This window comes from Streptomyces sp. NPDC002446 (assembly GCF_053595675.1).
Map to the genome: position 1 here is coordinate 1 of NZ_JBSFYC010000012.1, position 22,870 is coordinate 22,870.

General features: G+C 71.2%; 21 protein-coding genes. 13 read left to right on the top strand and 8 right to left on the bottom strand.

Annotated features, from left to right (window positions below; all coding sequences use genetic code 11):
* Nucleotides 1-187: 187 nt before the first annotated feature.
* Nucleotides 188-1,168 carry a DUF5937 family protein gene (locus ACWD6P_RS09660; protein ID WP_451443481.1) on the bottom strand — a complete coding sequence of 327 codons (981 nt, stop codon included), beginning with the start codon at nt 1,166-1,168 and terminating at the stop codon, nt 188-190.
* Between the two features lie 74 nt (nt 1,169-1,242).
* Here ACWD6P_RS09660 and ACWD6P_RS09665 point away from each other — a divergent pair, with 74 nt between their 5' ends.
* The 4 genes from ACWD6P_RS09665 (at nt 1,243) to ACWD6P_RS09680 (ending at nt 5,411) form a co-directional block, all read left to right on the top strand.
* On the top strand, nt 1,243-2,538 hold the full coding sequence (locus tag ACWD6P_RS09665) for an MFS transporter (RefSeq protein WP_451443482.1): 1,296 nt from the start codon (nt 1,243-1,245) through the stop codon (nt 2,536-2,538).
* A 93-nt stretch (nt 2,539-2,631) separates the two neighbouring features.
* Entirely contained in the window at nt 2,632-3,141 is a 510-nt protein-coding gene (locus ACWD6P_RS09670) for a MarR family winged helix-turn-helix transcriptional regulator (protein WP_384432075.1), read from the top strand.
* A 64-nt stretch (nt 3,142-3,205) separates the two neighbouring features.
* Complete coding sequence (locus ACWD6P_RS09675; RefSeq protein WP_451443483.1) at nt 3,206-3,538, top strand: DUF3817 domain-containing protein; 333 nt, start codon at nt 3,206-3,208, stop codon at nt 3,536-3,538.
* A gap of 172 nt (nt 3,539-3,710) precedes the next feature.
* Nucleotides 3,711-5,411, top strand: a complete 1,701-nt coding sequence (locus tag ACWD6P_RS09680) for an acyl-CoA mutase large subunit family protein (protein ID WP_451443484.1) — start codon at nt 3,711-3,713, stop codon at nt 5,409-5,411.
* A 77-nt stretch (nt 5,412-5,488) separates the two neighbouring features.
* Here the strand turns inward: ACWD6P_RS09680 and ACWD6P_RS09685 are convergent, their stop codons facing one another.
* Nucleotides 5,489-6,007 carry a hypothetical protein gene (locus ACWD6P_RS09685; protein ID WP_451443485.1) on the bottom strand — a complete coding sequence of 173 codons (519 nt, stop codon included), beginning with the start codon at nt 6,005-6,007 and terminating at the stop codon, nt 5,489-5,491.
* Between the two features lie 288 nt (nt 6,008-6,295).
* On the opposite strand from ACWD6P_RS09685, the gene ACWD6P_RS09690 reads away from it, so the two are divergent.
* From ACWD6P_RS09690 to ACWD6P_RS09700, 3 genes are all read left to right on the top strand, one after another.
* Nucleotides 6,296-6,634: a hypothetical protein gene (locus tag ACWD6P_RS09690; protein WP_451443486.1), complete on the top strand. Its 339-nt coding sequence runs from the start codon at nt 6,296-6,298 to the stop codon at nt 6,632-6,634.
* Nucleotides 6,635-6,728: 94 nt separating this feature from the next.
* Complete coding sequence (locus ACWD6P_RS09695; protein WP_451443487.1) at nt 6,729-7,844, top strand: WXG100-like domain-containing protein; 1,116 nt, start codon at nt 6,729-6,731, stop codon at nt 7,842-7,844.
* A 41-nt stretch (nt 7,845-7,885) separates the two neighbouring features.
* Nucleotides 7,886-8,245, top strand: coding sequence for a hypothetical protein (locus ACWD6P_RS09700; protein ID WP_451443488.1), 360 nt, complete (start codon nt 7,886-7,888; stop codon nt 8,243-8,245).
* Nucleotides 8,246-8,317: 72 nt separating this feature from the next.
* Here the strand turns inward: ACWD6P_RS09700 and ACWD6P_RS09705 are convergent, their stop codons facing one another.
* The gene (locus ACWD6P_RS09705; RefSeq protein WP_451443489.1) at nt 8,318-9,721 is read right to left on the bottom strand and encodes a sensor histidine kinase; all 1,404 of its coding nucleotides are present in this window, start codon (nt 9,719-9,721) and stop codon (nt 8,318-8,320) included.
* Nucleotides 9,718-10,452: a response regulator transcription factor gene (locus ACWD6P_RS09710; RefSeq protein WP_451443490.1), complete on the bottom strand. Its 735-nt coding sequence runs from the start codon at nt 10,450-10,452 to the stop codon at nt 9,718-9,720. Before ACWD6P_RS09710 ends, ACWD6P_RS09705 begins: the two co-directional genes overlap by 4 nt.
* 57 nt (nt 10,453-10,509) lie before the next feature.
* Between ACWD6P_RS09710 and ACWD6P_RS09715 the strand changes: the two genes are divergently transcribed.
* Nucleotides 10,510-11,676 (top strand): UDP-N-acetylglucosamine--N-acetylmuramyl-(pentapeptide) pyrophosphoryl-undecaprenol N-acetylglucosamine transferase, encoded by a 1,167-nt coding sequence (locus tag ACWD6P_RS09715; protein WP_451443491.1) that lies wholly within the window; start codon nt 10,510-10,512, stop codon nt 11,674-11,676.
* Complete coding sequence (locus tag ACWD6P_RS09720) at nt 11,673-12,680, top strand: GDP-mannose 4,6-dehydratase (RefSeq protein ID WP_451443492.1); 1,008 nt, start codon at nt 11,673-11,675, stop codon at nt 12,678-12,680. Before ACWD6P_RS09715 ends, ACWD6P_RS09720 begins: the two co-directional genes overlap by 4 nt.
* Before the next feature lie 75 nt (nt 12,681-12,755).
* On the opposite strand, the gene ACWD6P_RS09725 is transcribed toward ACWD6P_RS09720, so the two are convergent.
* A complete protein-coding gene (locus ACWD6P_RS09725; RefSeq protein ID WP_451443493.1) occupies nt 12,756-13,394 on the bottom strand; it encodes a TetR/AcrR family transcriptional regulator in 639 nt (212 codons plus the stop codon).
* A 262-nt stretch (nt 13,395-13,656) separates the two neighbouring features.
* Between ACWD6P_RS09725 and ACWD6P_RS09730 the strand changes: the two genes are divergently transcribed.
* The 4 genes from ACWD6P_RS09730 (at nt 13,657) to ACWD6P_RS09745 (ending at nt 17,920) form a co-directional block, all read left to right on the top strand.
* Nucleotides 13,657-14,628 (top strand): tetratricopeptide repeat protein, encoded by a 972-nt coding sequence (locus ACWD6P_RS09730; RefSeq protein WP_451443494.1) that lies wholly within the window; start codon nt 13,657-13,659, stop codon nt 14,626-14,628.
* A gap of 608 nt (nt 14,629-15,236) precedes the next feature.
* Nucleotides 15,237-15,854 (top strand): DUF6230 family protein, encoded by a 618-nt coding sequence (locus ACWD6P_RS09735; protein ID WP_451443495.1) that lies wholly within the window; start codon nt 15,237-15,239, stop codon nt 15,852-15,854.
* 211 nt (nt 15,855-16,065) lie between these two features.
* Nucleotides 16,066-16,626, top strand: coding sequence for a DUF6114 domain-containing protein (locus tag ACWD6P_RS09740; protein ID WP_451443496.1), 561 nt, complete (start codon nt 16,066-16,068; stop codon nt 16,624-16,626).
* Complete coding sequence (locus ACWD6P_RS09745; protein WP_451443497.1) at nt 16,616-17,920, top strand: hypothetical protein; 1,305 nt, start codon at nt 16,616-16,618, stop codon at nt 17,918-17,920. Before ACWD6P_RS09740 ends, ACWD6P_RS09745 begins: the two co-directional genes overlap by 11 nt.
* A 100-nt stretch (nt 17,921-18,020) precedes the next feature.
* Here the strand turns inward: ACWD6P_RS09745 and pyk are convergent, their stop codons facing one another.
* The 3 genes from pyk to pta all read right to left on the bottom strand — a co-directional run bounded on the left by pyk (nt 18,021) and on the right by pta (nt 22,857).
* Nucleotides 18,021-19,448, bottom strand: a complete 1,428-nt coding sequence (pyk, locus tag ACWD6P_RS09750) for a pyruvate kinase (protein WP_451443498.1) — start codon at nt 19,446-19,448, stop codon at nt 18,021-18,023.
* A gap of 61 nt (nt 19,449-19,509) precedes the next feature.
* Nucleotides 19,510-20,721: an acetate kinase gene (locus ACWD6P_RS09755; RefSeq protein WP_451443499.1), complete on the bottom strand. Its 1,212-nt coding sequence runs from the start codon at nt 20,719-20,721 to the stop codon at nt 19,510-19,512.
* A gap of 39 nt (nt 20,722-20,760) precedes the next feature.
* Nucleotides 20,761-22,857 carry a phosphate acetyltransferase gene (gene pta / locus ACWD6P_RS09760; RefSeq protein WP_451443500.1) on the bottom strand — a complete coding sequence of 699 codons (2,097 nt, stop codon included), beginning with the start codon at nt 22,855-22,857 and terminating at the stop codon, nt 20,761-20,763.
* Between the last annotated feature and the right edge of the window lie 13 nt (nt 22,858-22,870).

Consider the following 22,870-nt stretch of genomic DNA (forward strand, 5'->3'; position numbering starts at 1 on the left):
GGACATCGTCTCCAACTCCTGGGGCGACATCGAGGCGAACGATGTCCGGACGTAAAGCGAAGCAGTCCGGACACCCTGCCCCGGAGGACCGTCACCGGCAGCCGAACAGCCCCGCGCAGCGGCACCGCTCGCCGCAGGCGCAACGGCGAGAAACCCCCACGGCGCCGCAGACAAAAATGTTGGGGAGTCAACCACGCAGCGCCATCCCCAACGGCGTGCGCTCGTAAAAGACCTCGTGTCCGTGGCGCCGCGCGACCAGCAGACCGGCATCGCGCAGTACGGACAGGTGCGCCGAGACCGACGACGGGGCCAGGGCGAGGCGGTGGGCCAGGGCGGTCGTCGTCGAGGGCGCGTCGAGGGCGGCCAGTACGGCGGCGCGGTTCGCGCCCAGCAGCCGGGCCAGCGCCGGGCCCGTCTCCGGCTCGCTCCACAGTCCGCCGATCCCGCGCGCCGGATAGATGACGGTCGGCTGCCACGGCGGATCGAAGCCGCTCACCACGTCCGGCCATACGAAGACGCTGGGCAGCAGCAGCACCCCGCGGCCCTCCAGGTCCTGCATCTGGACGAAGTCGATCCGCGTCCGCACCGTGAGCGTGTCGCCCGACCAGGACACCAGCGGATGCAGATCGGCGAACAGCCGCTGCAGTCCGCCGCTCGCCAACTGGCGTGACCGGTAGGCGATCTCGGCCTCCAGCAGCGCCCGCAGCCGCGGCCAGTCCGGTGCGAGCAGCGCCTGCCAGGCCCGCTCGGTGACCTCGGCCAGCTCGCGGATCGCCGCCGCCGGATCCGCCAGCGCCGCACGGCCGCGCTCCGACTCCAGGGCACCGGGCGTGCACGCCAGGGACTTGGCCATCTCGGCGCGGGCGAGCGCCGGATCGGTGGCCCGCAGCCGCGCCAGCTCCTCGTCGAAACCGGCCGTCGGGGTGTCCGGCGGGCGGCCCAGGAAGTCCGGTGTGTAGCCGGGCGGCGGCGACGGCATGAACAGCCACAGCGGCGTCAGATCCAGCCCCGCCAGCGTCTCGCGCATCCGGCGCAGCCACGGTGTGTGATAGCCGTGCCGGTCGGCGCGCCGCAGGGTCCGTACCGCCTCGTGCGTCTCGCACAGCGGCGAGACGGCGAAGCGGATACGGAGCAGATCGTCGGCGCCGAAGTGCAGATGCAGTGGCATGGCCGAGTGCCCCCCAGGATTCGGCGGTAGCCGAAAGACTACGGCGCCAGGCCGGCGCCCGGCAGGCTGCCGCCATGCCCAGGAGGACCACGGGGCCCGTACCACCGGGCCGCACGCCGCCCTGCCCTGACGAGGGCGCTTCCGCCGGTGCCGGACCCGGCCGCCCGCCCGGCTACCGCGCCGTCTTCGCCGTCCCCGAGTTCCGCTGCGTCTTCGCCGCGCACCTGCTGTCCAGCCTCGGCGTGGTCGTCTGCGAGATCGCGCTGTCCGTCCTGGTCTTCGAGCTGACCGACTCGCCGCTGCTCAGCGCCCTGACGTTCGCCCTCGGGCTGCTGCCCTACGTCGTCGGCGGCACGCTGCTGTCGGCCGTCGCCGACCGGTATCCGGCCCGCCGGGTGCTGGTGGTCTGCGATGTGCTGTGCGCGCTGGCCGCGGCCGGGATGGTGGTGCCCGGCGCGCCGGTCGTGGCGCTGCTCGCGCTGCGCTGTGTGATCGCCGCCATCGCACCGGTCTTCGCCGGCACCCGTGCCGCGACGCTGGGCGAGATCCTCGGCGAGGGCGAACTCTTCGTGCTGGGGCGCTCGGTGATCCGCATCGTCAACCAGAGCGCGCAGCTCGCCGGGTTCGGGGCCGGGGGCCTGCTGCTCGCCGTGGCCTCCCCCGGGGCGGTGCTGGCGGTCACCGCCGGGACGTTCCTGGGCTCGGCGCTGCTGCTGCGGCTGGGGACGCTGGCCCGCCCGCCGCGGAACCGCGCCCCGGGCACAGAGCGCAGCACGCTGCTGGGGGCCTCCCTGGGCGGTGTCCGCCGGCTGCTGTCCGACCGCAGGGTCCGCGCGCTGCTGCTGCTGACGTGGCTGCCGCCGGCGTTCGTCGTCGTCCCCGAGGCACTGCTGATCCCCTACGCCGACCTGCTCGGCGCCGGCCCGGCGGCCGCCGGGCTGCTGATGTGCAGCATGCCCGTCGGCGCGGTGCTCGCCGAGAGCCTGGCCGGCTCGCTCCTCGGCGCCAGGGGCCGCGCCCGGCTCACCTTCCCGATGGGCGTCTTCGCCGTGCTGCCCTCCCTGGGCTTCGCCGCGCAGCCCTCGCTCGGCTGGGCGGTGCTGTTGCTGGTGCTGACCGGCACCGGGATCTCGTACAACTTCGGTGTCGACCGCTGGTTCGTCGCCGCGGTCCCGGAGAAGCTGCTGGGGCAGGCGATGACGCTGACGCAGGCGGGACGGATGACGGTCATGGGCCTGGCCATGGGCGCGGCCGGCGTCGCCGCGGAGTACGCGCCCCTGCGGATCGTGATGCCGGCGGCGGGAGTGGTGGGGGTGGTGTGCGTCGGGGCGGTGATCGCCGAGGTGCGGCGTACGCGGACCGGCCGCTGAGCGCGTCCGGTCTCCGCACGCTCAGCGGTCGTGCGGAGACCGAAAACTGAGACAAGGCTGACCACAATGTGACCGCCGGGTAGTGTCGGAGGCGTGCCGAAGCCGCTCAGCCTTGCTTTCGATCCCATCGCGCGCGCCGACGAACTGTGGCAGCAGCGATGGGGCGCCGTGCCCTCGATGGCCGCGATCACCTCGATCATGCGCGCCCATCAGATCCTGCTGTCCGAGGTGGACGCGGTGGTCAAGCCGTACGGGCTGACCTTCGCGCGCTATGAGGCGCTGGTGCTGCTGACCTTCTCCAAGGCCGGTGAGCTGCCGATGTCGAAGATCGGCGAGCGGCTGATGGTGCACCCGACCTCGGTGACCAACACCGTCGACCGGCTGGTGAAGTCCGGGCTGGTGGCCAAGCGGCCCAACCCCAACGACGGTCGCGGCACGCTCGCCTCGATCACGGACAAGGGGCGCGAGGTGTGCGACGCGGCGACCCGGGACCTGATGGCGATGGACTTCGGGCTGGGGGCGTACGACGCCGAGGAGTGCGCGGAGATCTTCGCGATGCTGCGGCCGCTGCGGGTCGCGGCGGAGGACTTCAAGGACGAGTGACGGGCGCCCGGTCTCCCAGGGGGCGGTGAAGATCGCCCCGGAACGGGTGGTTACGCTCGGGGGCATGAAGCGAAGCGTCCTGACCCGTTACCGGGTGATGGCCTACATCACCGCCGTGATGCTGCTGGTGCTCAGCACGTGCATGATCTTCAAGTACGGCTTCGGGATGGGCAAGGACCTCACCCTCGTCGTCTCCCAGGTCCACGGCGTGCTCTACATCATCTACCTGGTCTTCGCCTTCGACCTGGGCTCCAAGGCCAAGTGGCCGTTCGGCAAGCTGCTGTGGGTGCTGGTGTCCGGCACGATCCCCACCGCCGCGTTCTTCGTCGAGCGCAAGGTCGTGCGGGAGGTCGAGCCGCTGATCGCCGGTAACGCTCCGGAGCCGGTCAAGGTCTGACGGCGGCAGCCGCAGCCGCAGCTCCCAGCGCCCGTCCCCTCCTGGACGGGCGCTTTTCGCGTTCCCGCGGCCGCTCCGGGTCGGCTACGCACCGTAATCGACCGCGCCCCGCACCCCCGACTCGCGCCTCTCCCGTCGACAATTACTAGGACGTCCTAGTAAATTCGAAGGTATGGACGCTGACGCGATCGATGAAGGCCGCCGTCGCTGGCAGGCTCGGTATGACGCTGCCCGGAAGCGGGACGCGGACTTCACCACGCTCTCGGGTGATCCCGTCGAGCCCGCGTACGGGCCCCGGCCCGGCGACACGGTCGAGGGGTTCGAGCGGATCGGCTGGCCGGGCGAGTACCCCTTCACACGGGGTCTGTACCCGACCGGCTACCGGGGGCGGACCTGGACGATCCGCCAGTTCGCCGGCTTCGGCAACGCCGAGCAGACCAACGAGCGCTACAAGATGATCCTGAAGGCGGGCGGGGGCGGCCTCTCCGTCGCCTTCGACATGCCGACCCTGATGGGCCGCGACTCCGACGATCCGCGCTCGCTCGGCGAGGTCGGGCACTGCGGTGTGGCCATCGACTCGGCGGCCGACATGGAGGTGCTCTTCAAGGACATCCCGCTGGGCGACGTCACGACCTCCATGACGATCTCGGGGCCCGCCGTCCCCGTCTTCTGCATGTACCTCGTGGCCGCCGAGCGGCAGGGGGTCGACCCGGGCGTCCTCAACGGCACGCTCCAGACGGACATCTTCAAGGAGTACATCGCGCAGAAGGAGTGGCTCTTCCAGCCGGAGCCGCATCTGCGGCTGATCGGCGACCTGATGGAGCACTGCTCGCGCGAAATCCCCGCGTACAAGCCGCTGTCGGTGTCCGGCTACCACATTCGCGAGGCGGGAGCCACGGCCGCGCAGGAGCTGGCGTACACCCTGGCGGACGGCTTCGGCTATGTGGAACTGGGCCTCAGCCGCGGCCTGGACGTCAACACCTTCGCTCCCGGGCTTTCCTTCTTCTTCGACGCGCATCTCGATTTCTTCGAGGAGATCGCCAAATTCCGGGCGGCCCGCAGAATCTGGGCCCGCTGGATGCGCGACGTATACGGCGCGACGAGCGAAAAGGCGCAGTGGCTGCGGTTCCACACCCAGACGGCCGGTGTTTCGCTGACCGCGCAGCAGCCGTACAACAACGTCGTACGCACCGCGGTCGAGGCGCTGGCGGCGGTGCTGGGCGGTACGAACTCGCTGCACACCAACGCCCTGGATGAAACTCTCGCACTGCCCAGTGAGCAGGCCGCGGAAATCGCGCTGCGCACCCAGCAGGTGCTGATGGAGGAGACCGGCGTCGCCAATGTCGCCGATCCGCTGGGCGGTTCCTGGTTCATCGAGCAGCTGACGGACCGGATCGAGGCGGACGCGGAGAAGATCTTCGACCAGATAAGGGAGCGCGGCGCCCGCACGGTGCCGGACGGAAAGCACCCCATCGGGCCGATGACCTCCGGAATTCTGCGGGGAATCGAGGACGGCTGGTTCACCGGCGAGATCGCCGAGTCCGCCTTCCGCTACCAGCAGGCGCTGGAAAAGGGCGAGAAGAAGGTCGTCGGCGTCAACTGCCACCACGGCTCGGTCACCGGCGACCTGGAGATCCTGCGGGTCAGCCACGAGGTCGAACGGGAGCAGGTGCGGGTGCTCGCGGAGCGCAAGGCGGCCCGCGACGACGCCCGGGTCGAGGCCGCGCTGAAGGCGATGCTGGCCGCGGCCCGGGACGGCGGCAACATGATCGAGCCGATGCTGGAGGCCGTACGGGCCGAGGCGACGCTGGGCGAGATCTGCGGGACGCTGCGGGACGAGTGGGGCATCTACACCGAACCGGCGGGGTTCTGACGCGCCCTCACCGTGTGCGACGCCCCGGGGGTACCCGCCCCCGGGGCGTCGCCCGTGTGGCGCGCCGGCAGGCCCGCTCAGCCGAGTCCGGGCAGGACGTGTCCCAGCACGTTGCTGACGACGAACGTGCCGACGAGGACCGCTGCCGTGCTGGTGAGCACGATCGTGCGGGTTCGCGTACCCGCGGTCGCGCGCCAGGTCTCCCGGAACTGCCGGAAGGTGACGCCGTCCGAGCCGAAGCCGGTGAGCCTGACGAAGAGCGCCACGGGGATGTAGAGCAGGACCCCGAAGGCGCACATGAAGTTCGCCGAGACCTGCGCGCCGTCGGCCAGGAGGTAGCCCGACGTCAGGAGCCCGAGAACGCCGGCGTCGTTGTGCTGGACCGACAGGCTGGTGCCTGCGTCGTAGTCCTTGTTGAAGCTGTCCAGGGACGCCTTGTCGTCGACGGTGCTCCCGCCGTCCGGGCGGAAGACTCCGGAGCATTCGAATTCATTCGTGGGTTTGTTCGAACGCCTGGTGGGGGCTTCCTCCGTGCACTCCTTGACCGTGAATGTTCCGTGGGTGCCCGTGAGGCCCGCCGCGGTCAGTCCTTTCATGACAAATACGGTGCTCGCCAGCAGAACGATGATGAGGAGCCCCCATCCGATCCATCGCATCCTGAATGAGGTTTTTCCGGACATGCGGCGGGGCGTGGGCATGGCGGATTGTTCCCTTTCCTGGTGGCTGACGGGGGCGACGTCCATTTCCGGTAGCGCGTCGGGCGGAAGTGGTGCGTCACATGTGAAAAGGATCTTCACGGCTCGGTCACTTCCGCCGCGGCGGGCATCGGATACCGTACGCCATGCGATTTATCCGATCCTTACGCCGCAGATGAAGGGGGACTCATGGCAGGCTCCGGGTACGACGTCGATCCGGCCGTCCTCAAGACGCAGGGCGGCGTTTTCGGTGATATCGGCTCCGAATTCGGTACGGCCGCAAAGAAGTTGAAGGCGGCTCTCAAGGATGCCGAGGAGTGGGGCAGCGACGAGTTCGTCACGATCTTCAATGACTTCTACAAGCCGGTGAGTGAGGGCATCGTCGATTCGATGCCGCATCTCGGTGAGGAAATCTCCAAGATCGGCGAAAAGCTGGCTGCGATGGGCGCGCGCTATGCCGCCATCGAGCACGACCAGCAGCAGCACCTCGACACATACGCGGCCAGCCGTCCCGACATCACGGGCTGACGCGGCATCGGTCCGGTCCGCCCCACCTGTGCCACCGCACCGACGTTCCAACGATCACGCGCTTCCGGGGGAGTGACTCACCGTGGCCACCATCATGCTTCCGACAGAGGTCGACTGGATCCTCGACCTCCTGGGCTTCCAGTGGCCCAATGTCGACGAAGACAAGATGCGGGAGGCGGCCGAGGCCTGGAGCCACTTCGCCGAGGCCTGCCGGCAGGCGGCATCGGACGGCGCCACCGCCGCGAACACCGTGCGCGGCGCCAACTCCGGTGAGGCCGTCGAGGGGTTCAACAACCACTGGAACAAGTTCGCGGGCGACGCCGGGTTCCTCGACGACGCTGCCGACGCCGCCGAGACGATCGCCGTCCTGCTCCAGGTGGTGGCCATGATCGTCATGATCATGAAGATCGCGGTGATCGTGCAGCTCATCGCGCTGGCGATCGAGCTGGCGATGGCCCAGGCCGCCGCGCCGGTCACGCTGGGCGCCTCCGAGGCCGGGGCGGCCGCGGCCACCGCGACCACCCGGACGATCGTCCGCAAGATCTTCGACGAGGCGAAGACGAAGATCGTTCAGGCCGTCAAGGAGGCCCTGGCGAAGGAGCTGCGGAAGAACTGGAAGGACATGCTCAAGGACCTGGGCCTGGACCTCGCCAAGGACGCGGCCAAGAAGCTCGGGGGAAACCTCGCCTCGCAGGGCATCAAGAACTACTTCGGGGCGCAGGACGGGCTCGACGTCAAGGACGCGGCGAAGGCGGCGGCCAACCCCGTGGTGGAGAAGGCCAAGGACGTCGGCAAGGTCGGCACCGGTGCGTACCACATGGCCGAGGGCGTCGGCGAGATGGCGCAGGGCGACTTCGCCAAGGGCGGCAAGGACTTCCTCGCGGGGCAGCAGGAGACCGCCGACGGCGCCAAGAGCGTCTACGACATCGCCTACAAGAAGAAGGGGGAGGCGCCGGCCGAGGGCGACGGTACGGGCGGCGGCTCGTCGTCCGACGGCGATGCGGGCTCCGGGGGTTCGTCGGGCTCGTCGTCCGACGGCGGTTCCGGCGGTTCATCCTCCTCCGGCGGTGGCGCCGACGGGTCGTCGGCCGCCCCGGCGGGCGGTACGAGGTCCCGCCTCGCGGACGGCATTCCCGACACCGAAGCCGCCGACCAGGACGGCGAGAGCGACCAGGGCGAGGCCGCGCGCGTCCGCAACGCCTTCGGCTGACACACCGGTCGGCCCCCACGGAGAGGAACCCCCAGAACCCCATGAGCACCAACAGCGCCTTCACCGCGCCCGGCGACCGCGACTACCCCGTCGAGGAGCGGGACCTCTCCGAGGAGCAGAACGAGCATCTGACGACGTCTCTGCGGGCCGTGCGGAACAACCCCTCCGCACCGCCCGCCCTTCAGGACCTCGCGCGCAAGATGCTGGGCGGGCGGCTGGAGATGAAGGACGTCCTCGACGATCCGGCCGGGTACCGGGTCCTCACCGACGGGATCGCCGGGATGCGGGAGAGCTGGCGGTCGATGTCGCCGCAGGACCGGCAGGCGGTGCGGGCGAGGGTCGAGGAGAAGGCCGAGGAGGCGGCGGCCGACGGTGCCGGTGCCGCGTACCGGCCTCGGTGAACGGCACGGCGGCGTCGAACGGCACGGCCGCGCTGGGCGGCACGGCGTCCGCCACACCGGGAGGCACGTCGGCTACGGCTTCCCGGCCGACATCCGCAGCCGGAACACCGCCCCGCCCCCCGGGGCGCGTTCGGCGGTGAGGTCGGCGGCGTGGGCGTGGGCGATCTGGCGGGCCATGGCGAGGCCCAGGCCGGAGCCGGGCAGGGCGCGGGCCGAGTCGGCGCGGTAGAAGCGGTCGAAGACGTGGGGGAGGTCCTCGGGGGCGATGCCGGGGCCGTGGTCCCTGATGGTCAGCTCCAGCGCACCCGGTACGGCGGTGAGCGCGGTGTCCACCGGGCCGCCGGGCGGGGAGAACTTCGCGGCGTTGTCGAGGAGGTTGGACAGCAGCCGGGTGAGGCGGGCGGGCACGCCGGGGACGGCCACCTCGGTGGCGGCCGGTTCGATGTCGGTCGTGAAGGCGACCTCCGGCCAGTGCTCGCGGGCGGCGGCCACCGCATGCTCCAGGAGGGCGGCCGGGCGTACCTGTTCGACCAGGGGCTGCGGCTCCTCGTCGCGGGCCAGCTCGATCAGATCGTTGACGAGGGTGGTGACCTCGCGCAGCTGGCGGCCCAGGGCGGACGAGGCGCGGTCGCGCTGCGCGGCCGTCAAACGGTCGGCGCGGGCCAGCAGTTCGGCGTTGGTACGGAGCGCGGTCAGCGGTGTGCGCAGCTCATGGGAGGCGTCGGCGACCAGCCGGCGCTGGGCGGTGACGGACTGTTCGAGTGCGCCGAGCATGCTGTTGAACGTGGCGGCGAGGCGGGTGACCTCGTCTTCGCGGGCCGCCGGACCGGCGGGCAGCTCGATGCGGTGGCGGGGGTCGCGGGTGGCGGCGATGCGCTCCGCGGTGGCGGTCAGGCGGGCGACCGGGGCCAGGCCCGTACGGGAGACCCAGTAGCCCAGCGCGGCGGCCAGCAGGACGCCGGCCCCGCCGACCCCCAGCAGCGCCCCGGCGGCCTGCCGTACGCCGCGGTCGACGGTGTCGGAGCGCAGCGCGACCTGGAGCGCCAGGTCCTTGCCGGGGTGGCGGGTGGTGTAGACGCGGACCGGGTGCCCGGCGATCGTGAACTCGCCGTAGTACGCCGCCTGCCGGCCGGACGCGACCTTCCGGGTGTCGTCGGTGACGGGCAGCGCGTACGGCTTGCGCGGGTCCGCGGCCCGGTCGGCCGGGACGATCTGGATGCACGGCGAGGCCGGGTAGCGGCAGGTCGTCTCGCCCGCCGTCGGCCCCCAGTCGCGGGTCTGCTGGGCGTACTGGGTCGCCACCTGGGCCAGATTCAGCTTGAGCTGACGGGTCATCTGGTAGTTGATGATGACGAACGCGGCGGCGCAGACGCCGAGGGCCACCACGGCCACGGCGGCGGAGGCGGCGAGCGCGAGACGGGTGCGCAGGGGTCTGCGGCGCCGCCATCTGCCGCCCAGGCCGCGGGTGCCGGTCACCGGACCTCCGGGTGGTCCAGGCGGTAGCCGACGCCGTGCACGGTGTGCACCAGGCGCGGCTCGCCGCCGGCCTCCAGTTTGCGGCGCAGATAGCCGATGTACACGGCCAGGGAGTTGGAGTCGGGCCCGAAGTCGTGGCCCCAGACGCGTTCCAGGATCATCTCGCGCGGCAGCACCTGGCCGGGGTGCAGCAGCAGGAGTTCCAGCAGCGCCCATTCGGTGCGGCTGAACTCCAGGGGGCGGCCCGCCCGGTGGCCGCTGCGGGTCAGCGGGTCGACGACCAGATCCCCGAACGAGAGCCGGGTGTCCTCGGCCGCGCTGACCGAGGCGCGGCGCAGCAGGGCCCGGACCCGGGCCACCAGCTCGTCCAGCGCGAACGGTTTGACGAGGTAGTCGTCGGCGCCCGCGTCGAGTCCGTCGACCCGTTCGCTGACCGAGTCCAGCGCGGTCAGGACGAGGATCGGCGTGCGGTCGTCCACGGCGCGCAGCCGGCGGCACACGGCCAGCCCGTCCAGGACGGGCATCATCACGTCCAGCACGAGGGCGTCCGGCTGCCAGGCCGCGACCTCCGAGAGGGCGGCCAGGCCGTCGGCCGCGCCGCGTACCGCATAGCCCTCCACGGCGAGGCCGTCCGCCACGGCGGCGCGTACCTCCGGTTCGTCGTCGACGACCAGGATCTTGGGGGCCGGGGTGGCGCCGGGCTGGGGCGGCGGGGGCAAGGGCATGGTCATAGGCTGCCAAACACCTCTCTTAGAACGTTCTTAGGGCGCCTCGCGAGCGTGGCGGCCATGCGCACACCACTCTCGGTCGTGATCGGTGCGGGCGGCACCGGCGGCCATATCTATCCCGGCCTCGCCCTCGCCGACGCGCTCCGCCGGGCCGTCCCCGATGCGGTGATCTCCTTCGTCGGCACCGAACGCGGGCTGGAGACGCGGCTGATCCCGCAGGCCGGGTACCGGCTGCACACCGTCGACATGATCCCCTTCGACCCCTCGCTCGGCGCCCGGCGCTATCTGCTGCCGGCCGCGCTGCTGAAGTCCGGCGCCCAGTGCCGGGCCATCCTCAAAGAGCAGGGCGCGCAGGTCGCGGTCGGTATGGGCGGCTATCCGAGCGCCCCGGTGATCGTCGGCGCGCGGCTGGCCGGGCTGCCGAGCCTGATCCATGAGTCCAACGCGGTGCCCGGCCGGGCCAACAAGTTCGCCGCCCGGCTCACCCCGCACCTCGCCCTCGCCTTCGACCGCAGCCGGCCGTATCTGGCCGGCGGGGAGCGCGCCGAGACGGTGGGGATGCCGCTGGTCGGACCGCTGGCCGAGCTGGACCGTGCGGCCCTGCGGCCGGCCGCCCGGCGGGCGCTGGGCGTCCCGGACGGGGCGCGGCTGCTGCTGGTCAACGGCGGGAGCCTGGGCGCGGCCCGGCTCACCGAGGCCGCGGTGGGACTCGCCGCCCGCCACCGGGCGCGTACCGACCTGCGGCTGCTGATCAAGACGGGGCCCGCGGCACTGGAGGAGACCCGGGCCCTGCTGGCGGCCAACGGAGGCGCGGCCGTGGCCGAGGCCGTGCCGTATGTGGACCGGATGGATCTGGCGTACGCCGCCGCCGACCTCGTGGTGTGCCGGGCCGGTTCGGCGACCGTCGCCGAGCTGGCCACGATCGGGATGCCGGCCGTCCTGGTGCCGTACCCCCATGCGCCCGGCGACCACCAGACACACAACGCCCGGGTGCTCTCCGACGGCGGGGCGGCGCTGCTGCTGCCCGACGCCGAGACCTCGGCCGAGCGGCTGGACGCGCTGGTCACCCCGCTGCTCGACGATCCCCGCCGGCTCGCCGCGATGGGCGCGGCCGCCGACCCCGGCACCCATGCGCGCGCCGCCGATCTGCTCGCCGCCAAGGCGCTGGCACTGGCCGGGCACCCCCACGCACCCCACCTGAGCACCAACCTGAAGGAGTCAGCATGAGCAGCAGCAGTACACAGCAGTGGGCGGGCCGCAAGGTCCTGGTCACCGGGGCGGAGGGGTTCATCGGCTCGGCCCTGGTCGACCTGCTGGTCGAGGCGGGTGCCGAGGTGCGCGCCCTGGTGCACTACAAGCCGTACGCGGAGAAGGGCAGCCTGGCGCGCTACCTCGGGCCGGGCAGCGGGGTCGAGATGGTCGCGGGCGACGTCCGGGACGCGGGCCGGGTGATGGACGCGGTCGCGGGCTGCGACACCGTCTTCCATCTGGCCGCACTGATCGGGATCCCGTACAGCTATGACTCACCGGGCGCGTATGTGCAGACGAACGTGGTGGGTACGGAGAACGTCGCGGAGGCCTGTCGCCGGCACGCCGTACGGCGGCTGGTGCACACCTCCACCAGCGAGGTCTACGGCACCGCGCTGACCGCGCCGATCGGCGAGGACCACCCGCTGCAGCCGCAGTCGCCGTACTCCGCGTCGAAGATCGGCGCGGACATGATGGCGCTGTCGCACTGGCACGCGTTCGAGCTGCCGGTGACGGTGGTGCGGCCCTTCAACACGTACGGGCCCCGGCAGTCCGCGCGCGCCGTGATCCCCACGATCCTCGCGCAACTCCACTCCGGCGCCCGGCAGATCAGGCTCGGGTCGCTGACCCCGACCCGGGACTTCACCTACGTCACGGACACCGCGGCCGGATTCCTGGCGATGGCGGACTGCGACCGGGCGCTGGGGCAGGTCGTCAACCTCGGTACCGGACGCGAGATCTCGATCGGGGCGCTCGCCGAGGCGCTGATCGCGGCCTCCGGCCGGGAAGCGGAGGTGGTCGTCGATCCGGCGCGGCTGCGGCCCTCGGGCAGCGAGGTCGAGCGACTGCTTTCGGACAACTCCCGGGCCCGCGAGTGGGCTTCGTGGCGGCCGGAGGTCTCCTTGGAGGAGGGACTGAAGCGGACCTCGGCGTGGGTCGCGGAGAACCTGCACCTTTTCGCGGCGGACCGCTACCAGGTCTGACCGCTACCAGGTCTGACCGCTACCAGGTCTGACCGGCCGGTCCGGTCTGCCGCACTCCGGACCCCGGGCGGGCCGTCATTCGGCCCGTCCGGCCAGACCGCCCAGCAGCAGCGCCGTGAAGCCGCGCGACCACTCCTCGTCCACCGGCTCCGCGCTCACCAGCACCCGGTGCACCACCGCGCCCGCCACCACGTCGAAGATCAGGTCCGCGGTGGCGGCGGCCGCCGCGGGGTCCGTCTCCGGCGGCAGCTCGCCCCGTTCCTGGGCCCGCGAGCGCCCCCTCAGCACCAGCCGCTTCTGACGGTCGACGATCGCCGAGCGGATCCGTTCGCGCAGCGCCTCGTCGGTGGTGGACTCGGCGACCACGGCCATCAGCGCCGTCTTGGTCTCGGGCCGCGCGAGCAGCGCGCCGAACTGGAGCACCACCCCCTCGATATCGGCCCGCAGACAGCCCCGGTCGGGGAGTTCGAGCTCGTCGAAGAGGACCGCCACGGCGTCCACGACGAGCTCGTTCTTGTTGGCCCAGCGCCGGTAGAGCGTCGTCTTGGCGACGCCGGCGCGGGCCGCCACCTCGCTCATGGTCAGCCGCCCCCAGCCCAGGTCGACGAGCGCGGCACGGGTGGCGCGGAGGATCGCCTGGCCGGTCTCGGCGCTGCGCGGGCGGCCCGTGCGGCCTTTCCGGGGGCTGGCGGAGTGGCACATGCGGGCGACCATACCGGCCGGTAGGCGAACGGCGGCCGTGAGGGAGATCACTGCGCATGGCGCGGGAACCGGTCCCGCGCGGGGCGGTGGCGAGTTACGCTACGGGTCGTAGCGTAAGAGCGATAACCACTGGCCGTGGGTGGGGACCCATGGCCGCGCAGGGCGGCCCTGCTCGGGCCGATGCAGTACCGAACACCGCACATGCCGCGTCGCCGACCGCATCGCTTTCCGGATCGCTTTTCGGAACGGACCGCCCAGGGGGGAGGATGGACCCATGCAGCCACGCAATATGTCCATGAGTGGAGTCGTCGACCTCGCCGCGGTGAAGGCGGCCGGCGAAGCGAAGCAGAAGGCGGAGCAGGCCCGCGCCGAGGCCGCCCGCACGGGCCGGGCGCCGGCGAGCGGTGCCCGCCTGGTGTTCGACGTCGACGAGGCGGGGTTCCAGCAGGACGTCCTGCAGCGCTCCACCGAGGTCCCGGTGGTCATCGACTTCTGGGCCGAGTGGTGCGAGCCGTGCAAGCAGCTGGGTCCGCTGCTGGAGCGTCTCGCGGGGGAGTACGCCGGCAAGTTCGTGCTGGCCAAGATCGACGTCGACACCAACCAGATGCTGTTCCAGCAGTTCGGGGTGCAGGGCATCCCGGCGGTCTTCGCGGTGGTCGCCGGCCAGCCGATCCCGCTGTTCCAGGGCGCGGCTCCGGAGGCGCAGATCCGGCAGGTCCTCGACCAGCTGGTGCAGGCCGCCGAGCAGCAGTTCGGCATCGTCGGGGCGCCCGTCGACCCGGAGGCCGCGGGTGAGCAGGCGGCGGCCGAGGCGCCGGTGCCGGCCGGTCCGTACGACGCGCTGCTGGAGGCCGCGAGCCAGGCGCTGGACTCCGGCGATCTGGGCGGTGCCGTCCAGGCGTACAAGAACGTGCTGGCCGACGACCCGGCCAACCCGGAGGCCAAGCTCGGCCTCGCGCAGGCCGAACTGCTGCGCCGGGTGCAGGACCTGGATCCGCAGGCGGTGCGCAAGGAGGCCGCGGACAACCCGGCCGATGTGCCGGCGCAGATCCGGGCCGCGGACCTCGACCTGGTCGGCGGTCATGTCGAGGACGCGTTCGGGCGGCTGATCGACGCGGTGCGGCGGACGGCCGGCGAGGACCGGGACGCCGCGCGGGTGCGGCTGCTGGAGCTGTTCGACGTCATCGGGACGGACGATCCGCGGGTGACGGCGGCGCGTACCGCGCTTGCCAGAGTGCTGTTCTGACCCACTGTCCTACCGGGTGCCCGCTTCTGACCTGTACGGGCTCCGTGAGTTGACCGAACAAACGGCGCTGCGGCCACGTTTTACCAAAACTTGGTAAACGTGGCCGCTGTTACTTGGAGTAAGTCTTCCCCACCCCCTTGCGGCGTTCTGTCCGCAATTGCCGCGTGTCTGTTCGCGGTCAGCGACGACCCTGTGTGCCTGGGCGATCCCGGTCCGTCGAACCTCGGTTATCTGGCCGTTACCCGCAAGTAACGAGCCTCTTGTGTCCAGAGCGTGAATGGACCACGATCGGCGACGCTCGGTCCATTCCCGCAGCCCGGCATCCGGTCGGCGCCGCGGGGCACTTGGGTCCCCACCGAGTGGCCGGCGGCAGTGGTGCCGGCCGTGGACAGGGGGGTCTCTGCCCCATCCGGCAGGGCCTGTCCAGGAGGTTGCGCGAGAGCGTGGCCAGTGGTTGTCGCTCGGGGGTGATCGCCGGTGTTCGGAACACGATGTGCCTCCGAGAACGGGCGCTCTCCTTCCCGAGGACGTAGCACTTCTCCCATCCCAGGTACCGCCCCGATACGGCGGCCGGTACCGGAGATGTACGTCCGAGAAGGAGGAAAGTCATGGAGTCCCTGGCTCGTGGCGGGACCAGATGGAAGCGGTTCGCCGTTGTCATGGTGCCGAGCGTGGCGGCGACCGCCGCGATCGGTGTCGCCCTCTCGCAGGGTGCGCTCGCGGCGTCGTTCAGCGTGTCCGGCCAGCAGTTCAAGGTCACTACGGACCGGCTGGACGGCACCGGCTTCGTCCAGTACGGAGCCATTGACGCCCAGAAGGGCGGCAAGCAGATCCCGGTCGCGGTCTCGGGTTTCTCGAGCGCCAAGATCAAGAATCTGTGCCAGTCGGTGGTCGTTCCGGTCCCGGTCTTCGGCGATGTGTCGATGAAGCTGTCGGCCGGTGGCGGTGACACGCCCGTCGAGGCGAAGAACCTCTACATCGACCTCGACCAGCTGGACGCGGACGCGACCTTCAACAACATCGACATCGGTGTTGCTGCGGGCTCGGCGACCAAGGGTCCGGGCATGCACAAGGGCGACAAGGCCGACCCGGGCTCGTTCGCCCAGCAGGCCGACTCGGCCACGCTCACCCACGTCAAGCAGACGGCCTGGGCGACCACGGCCGGCACGTTCAAGCTCAGCGGCCTGAAGATGAGCGTCGCCAAGGGCAAGAACGAGTGCTTCTGACGCACTGAGCGTACGGGTGCGGGGGCAGAGCCCGCGGTGACACAAGCCGTTCCCCGTGCCCGTACGCCGGGTAGCGCCAAGAGGACACTCCAGCTCAGAACCACCGATTTGCCAGTCCCGAGGAGCTGAACGACATGAGCGAGCCTCGCGAGCGAATTATCGATATGTGCGCGCCGCGCGAATGCAAGGCCGAGCGAAGCGAGGTTCCGGCATGAGCGCCGAGACGCGACCACGGCTGATCGATTCCGTTGGCCGGAAGCGGATTTCGTTCCGGGAGTGGCGCGGACACCGCCCGTTCTGGGGCGGTTTGCTGACACTGCTGGCCGGCATCCCGATCATGTACATCCCTTACGCGAACCTCACGATCGGTTCCCTGACCGTCCGCATGGCAACCACCGCCGGTGCCGGCTCGCTGATCATCGGCGTACTGCTGGTCGTGCTCGGCCTGACCATGTGGTTCCAGCCGGCCTCGCGCGTCTTCGCGGGCGTGGCGGCGATCCTGCTCGCCCTGGTCTCCCTGGTCGTCTCGAACTTCGGCGCCTTCCTGGTCGGCTTCCTGATGGGGCTGATCGGCGGTGCGCTGGGCGTCTCCTGGGCACCGGGCACGGCCGAACGCGGCGGGGACGAGGCCGATGAGCCGGCCCGCACCGTCGCCGGGCCCGTGGTCGCCGCCGACCCGGCCCCGGCCGGTCCCGGGCTGGGCGGCGGACTGGACGGCCTGTCAGGAACGAGCCCGACCAACGGAACGAACGGGAGGCACCGTGCCGGGTGACGAGCTGCATGAGGAGAACGCAGCCGCCGGGGCGAGAACCGGGCCGAGGCACGCGGCGCCGAGGAAGCCGCTGCTGACTCGGCTGCATGTGCCCGCGGGGAAGGCGATAGCCATCGCCGCCATGCCCTCTGCCGTGCTCATGGGGATGGGGCTGACGCCCCAGATGGCGATCGCCAAGCCGGGGCCGCCCGAGAGTCCCTTCAAGAAGGGCCCGTGCGTCACCGCTCCGGACAAGGTGGAGGGCAAGGACGCCCAGTCCAAGGACGGGGCGAAGGACGAGCCGGGCGGCAAGGCGACCACCCAGCCGTCCGCCGAGCCCTCCGCACCGCCCTCGCCCGCACCCTCCGCCGGCAAGGACGCGGACGAGAAGCCGGAACCCGCGCCTTCCGCCTCCCAGAAGACCGACGAGCCCTCGGCTCCCGCGACGCCGTCGCCGTCGGCCTCCGAGGAGGAGAAGGACGACGGGGGTCTGCTGGGCGGCATCAAGGACGCCCTCGGCGGTCTCCTGGGCGGCGACAAGTCCGAGGAGCCGAGCGCCTCGCCGACTCCCTCGCCGTCCGCGTCCGAGTCCAAGGAACCGGAGGCAACGGAGACCGCGGCCAAGGACACCGCGTCCGACGGCTCGGCCGCCGACAAGCTCACCGAGCCGGTCAACAAGACCCTTGACGGGGTCAAGGACGGTGCGGACAAGGTCACCGAGCCGGTCAAGGACGGGTCGAAGACGGTCAACGACACCGTGCACGGCGCGGTCGGCGCGGCGGACAACGCGCTGCCCGGCGGCGGCCTGGACGGCAAGGACGCCGACGGCAAGAAGTCCTACCCCTGCGTCGTCGAGAACAAGCAGAAGGGCAAGGACGAGCAGACGCCCGTCACCCTGCCCGACGACCCCTGGCACCTGGAGTCCAGCGGGCTCACCCTGCGCGGTCTGGACTACGTGGGCGTCGTCAACGTCACGACACAGGGCGGCCGTACCAAGCAGGCCCTGAAGTTCACGGCCGACAGCATCGACATCGGTGACCTCCACCAGATCGTCGATGACCGGGCGTCCGGCAAGAAGTACCACGTGCGCTCGACACCGGGGTCCACGTCCACCATCCGCGGCGGCAAGGTGACGCTGTACACCGAGCGGCTGCAGGGCAATCTCTTCGGTCTGATCCCGATCGTCTTCGACCCCGAGCACCCGCCGCCGCTCAACGTCCCCTTCGCCTACTTCACCAAGGTGAAGCTCGACCAGGCGGGCCAGTTCGGCGGCAATCTCACCGTCCCGGGCATGCACGTGACCATAGAGGACTGACCGGCGCGGCCGCCCGGCCGGGCTTTTCCGGGAGCCGCAGAGAACGGCGGTGGGCCGCCCCTCCAGGAGGGGCGGCCCACCGCCGCTTTTGACCTGCGCGTCAGGCGTGCTCGCCGCCCAGGTGGTGCACCCGGACCATGTTGGTGGTGCCGGGGACGCCGGGGGGCGAACCGGCGGTGATCAGCATGGTGTCGCCCTCGTTGTAGCGCTTGAGCTTGAGCAGCTCGGCGTCCACCAGGTCGACCATCGCGTCGGTGTTGTCGACGTGCGGGACGACGAAGGCGTCCACGCCCCAGCTCAGCGTGAGCTGGTTGCGGGTGGCGGTGTCGGTGGTGAAGGCCAGGATCGGCTGGGCCGCGCGGTAGCGGGAGAGCCGGCGGGCGGTGTCACCGGACTTGGTGAAGGCCACCAGCGCCTTGCCGTCCAGGAAGTCGGCCATCTCGCAGGCCGCGCGGGCCACCGCGCCACCCTGCGTACGCGGCTTCTTGCCGGGCACCAGCGGCTGCAGGCCCTTGGAGAGCAGCTCCTGCTCGGCCGCCTCGACGATCTTCGACATCGTCTTGACGGTCTCGATCGGGTACTGGCCGACCGAGGACTCCGCGGAGAGCATCACCGCGTCCGCGCCGTCGAGGATGGCGTTGGCGACGTCGGAGGCCTCGGCGCGGGTCGGCCGGGAGTTGGTGATCATCGACTCCATCATCTGGGTCGCGACGATCACCGGCTTGGCGTTCCGGCGGCACATCTCCACCAGGCGCTTCTGCACCATCGGGACCTTCTCCAGCGGGTACTCCACCGCCAGGTCACCGCGGGCGACCATGACCGCGTCGAAGGCCATCACGACCTCCTGCATGTTGGCCACCGCCTGCGGCTTCTCCACCTTGGCGATGACCGGGACCCGCCGGCCCACCTCGTCCATGACGCGGTGCACGTCCTGGACGTCCTTGGCGTCGCGGACGAAGGACAGCGCGACCATGTCGCAGCCCATCTTCAGGGCGAACTTGAGGTCCTCGATGTCCTTCTCGGACAGCGCGGGGACGTTCACCGCGGCGCCGGGCAGGTTGATGCCCTTGTGGTCGGAGATGACCCCGCCCTCGATGACGATGGTGCGCACCCGCGGGCCGTCGACCTCGACGACCTGGAGCGCGACATTGCCGTCGTTGATCAGGACCGGGTCGCCCTTGGAGACGTCGCCGGGCAGGCCCTTGTAGGTCGTACCGCAGATGGTCTTGTCGCCGGGGACGTCCTCGGTGGTGATGACGAACTCATCGCCGCGCACCAGCTCCACGGGGCCGTCGGCGAAGGTCTCCAGGCGGATCTTGGGTCCCTGGAGGTCGGCCAGCACGCCGACGGCGCGGCCGGTCTCCTCGGAGGCCTTGCGAAGGCGGTGGTACCGCTCCTCGTGCTCCGGCTGGGTCCCGTGGCTCATGTTGAAACGGGCCACGTTCATGCCGGCCTCGATCAGCGTCTTCAGCTGGTCGTAGGAGTCGACGGCGGGGCCCAGGGTGCAGACGATTTTGGAACGGCGCATGGGCGGAATCCTATCGGTTTGTTTAGCAGCGGAATATTTCGGTAGGTGAAAACACCGAGTACTACGCGTTGACCAGGGCGTATGTCTGCTGAGCGATCTCCAGTTCCTCGTCCGTCGGCACCACGGCGACCGCGACCCGGGCGTAGTCCGGCGAGATCAGCCGCGGCTCGTCGGACCGTACGGCGTTGAGCGAGGCGTCCACGGCCATGCCCATCTCCTCCAGGCCGGCGATGGCGGCCTCGCGCACCGGGGCGGCGTTCTCGCCGACACCCGCGGTGAAGGCGACCGCGTCGACCCGGCCGAGCACCGCGCTGTAGGCGCCGATGTACTTCTTCAGCCGGTGGATGTAGATGTCGAAGGCGAGCCGGGCGCGCTCGTCGCCCTCGTCGATGCGGCGCCGGATCTCCCGCATGTCGTTGTCGCCGCACAGCCCGATCAGCCCGCTCTTCTTGTTGAGCAGGACGTCGACCTCGTCCTCGTCCATCCCCGCCACCCGCTTGAGGTGGAAGGTGACCGCCGGGTCGATGTCCCCGGAGCGGGTGCCCATGACCAGGCCCTCCAGCGGGGTCAGGCCCATGGACGTGTCCACGCACCGCCCGCCCTGGACGGCGGACGCGGAGGCGCCGTTGCCCAGGTGCAGCACGATGACGTTGACCTCGGAGGGGTCCTTGCCCAGCAGCGCGGCGGTCTTGCGGGAGACGTACGCGTGCGAGGTGCCGTGGAAGCCGTAGCGCCGGATGCGGTGCGCGTCGGCGGTCTCCACGTCGATGGCGTAGCGGGCCGCGTACTCCGGCATCGTGGTGTGGAAGGCGGTGTCGAAGACCGCGACCTGCGGCAGGTCGGGGCGCAGCGCCTGGGCGGTGCGGATGCCGGTGATGTTCGCCGGGTTGTGCAGCGGGGCGACCGGCACCAGCCGCTCGATCTCCGTCAGCACCGCGTCGTCGATGACGGTCGGCGCGGTGAACTTCAGCCCGCCGTGCACCACCCGGTGCCCGATCGCGGCCAGTTCCGGGGAGTCCAGGCCCAGGCCGTCGGCGGCCAGCTCTGCGGCGACGGCCTTCAGCGCGGCCTCGTGGTCGGCTATCGCGCCCCCGGTCTCGCGCTTGGCGCCGCCGGTGGCCAGCGGGGTGTGCACCAGGCGCGAGCTCTCCTCGCCGATCCGCTCGACCAGGCCGACGGCGAGCCGTGCTCCGTCACGCATGTCGAGCAGCTGGTACTTCACCGACGAGGAGCCGGAGTTGAGGACGAGGACGCGGGTGGCGTTGGCAGTCATGTAGCGCTTTCCGGTGGGTGGGGGGAGCGTTCGGGGGGATCAGGCGGTGTGTCCGGCGCCGGGCTGGGCGCCCTGTGCCTGGATGGCCGTGATGGCCACGGTGTTGACGATGTCCTGGACCAGCGCGCCGCGCGAGAGGTCGTTGACCGGCTTGCGCAGACCCTGCAGGACCGGGCCGACGGCGACCGCGCCGGCCGAGCGCTGCACGGCCTTGTAGGTGTTGTTGCCGGTGTTGAGGTCCGGGAAGATCAGCACGGTGGCCTTGCCGGCCACGTCGGAGCCGGGGAGCTTGGTCTTGGCGACCGCCGCGTCCACCGCCGCGTCGTACTGGATCGGGCCCTCGACCAGCAGGTCGGGGCGGAGCTCGCGGACGATCTCGGTGGCCTTGCGGACCTTGTCGACGTCCGCGCCGGAGCCGGAGGTGCCGGTGGAGTACGACAGCATCGCGATCCGGGGCTCGACGCCGAACTGGGCGGCGGTGGTGGCCGACTGGATGGCGATGTCCGCCAGCTGCTCGGCGTTCGGGTCCGGGTTGACCGCGCAGTCGCCGTAGACCAGGACCCGGTCGGCCAGGCACATGAAGAACACCGAGGAGACGATCTGGGCGTTCGGCTTGGTCTTGATGATCTCGAAGGCGGGCCGGATGGTGGCCGCCGTGGAGTGCACCGCGCCGGAGACCATGCCGTCGGCGAGGCCCTCCTGGACCATCAGCGTGCCGAAGTACGAGACGTCCGCGACCACGTCGTAGGCCAGCTCGTAGGAGACGCCCTTGTGGGCCCGCAGCCTGGCGTAGAGCTCGGCGAACCGCTCGCGCAGCTCGGAGGTCTGCGGGTCGATGATCTGCGCGTCCGCCAGGTCGATGGCCAGGTCGGCGGCGCGCTTGCGGATCGCCTCCTCCTCGCCCAGCAGCGTCAGATCGCATACGTCGCGGCGCAGCAGTACGTCGGCGGCGCGCAGCACCCGCTCCTCGCTGCCCTCCGGCAGGACGACGCGGCGGCGGCCGGAGCGGGAGCGCTCGATCAGCTCGTGCTCGAACATCATCGGGGTGACCCGGCCGGAGCGGGCGACGGAGATGCGGTTGGTCAGCTCGGCGGTGTCCACATGCCGCTCGAACAGCCCCAGCGCGGTCTCCGCCTTGCGCGGCGAGGCGGCGTTGAGCTTGCCCTCGATGGCGAACAGCTCGGCGGCGGTCGGGAAGGAGCCGCCGGGTACGGAGACCACCGGCGTCCCGGGGGCGAGCCGGCCGGCCAGCGCCATGATGTCGGGGCCGGGCCGCTCGTCGAGGGTGAGCAGCACACCGGCGATCGGCGGGGCGCCGGCGCTGTGCGCGGCGAGCGAGCCGATGACCAGGTCGGCGCGGTCCCCGGGGGTCACCACGAGGCAGCCGGGGGTGAGCGCCTTGAGGAAGGTCGGCAGCATGGCGCCGCCGAAGACGAAGTCGCGGGCGTCCCTGGCCAGGCCGGAGTCGTCGCCCAGCAGCACCTCGGCGCCGAGCGTGTGCACGATCTGGCCGACCGTGGGCGCGGAGAGCGAACCGTCCTCGGGCAGTGCGTAGCAGGGCACGGGCAGGCGGGCGGCGAGCCGCTCGACGACCGCCTCGCGCAGCTCGGGAGCCACCCGGTTGACGACCATGGCGACCACGTCGCAGCCCAGCGACTGGTAGGCGCGGTAGGCGTTGCGGGCCTCGGCGCGTACCGACTCGGCCTCCTGGCCCTGGCCGCCGACGACGGGCAGCACCGAGGCGCCGAACTCGTTGGCGAGCCGGGCGTTGAGGCTCAGCTCGTCCGGGAGGCTGGTGTCGGCGTAGTCCGAGCCGAGCACCAGGACGTACTCATAGTCCCTGGCCACGGCGTGAAAGCGGTCGACGAGCCGGGAGACCAGCTCGTCGGTGCCGCGCTCGGCCTGGAGGGTGGCGGCCTCCCCGTAGCTGAGGCCGTACACGGTGTCGGGGGACTGGGTGAGCCGGTAGCGGGCCCGCAGGAGGTCGAAGAGCCGGTCGGGCCCGTCGTCGTGCATCAGCGGGCGGAAGACCCCGACCCGGTCGACATGGCGGGTCAGGAGCTCCATGACTCCCAGCTCGATGACCTGGCGGCCGTCGCCGCGGTCGATACCGGTCACGTACACGCTGCGCGTCACGCGTGCTCTCCGA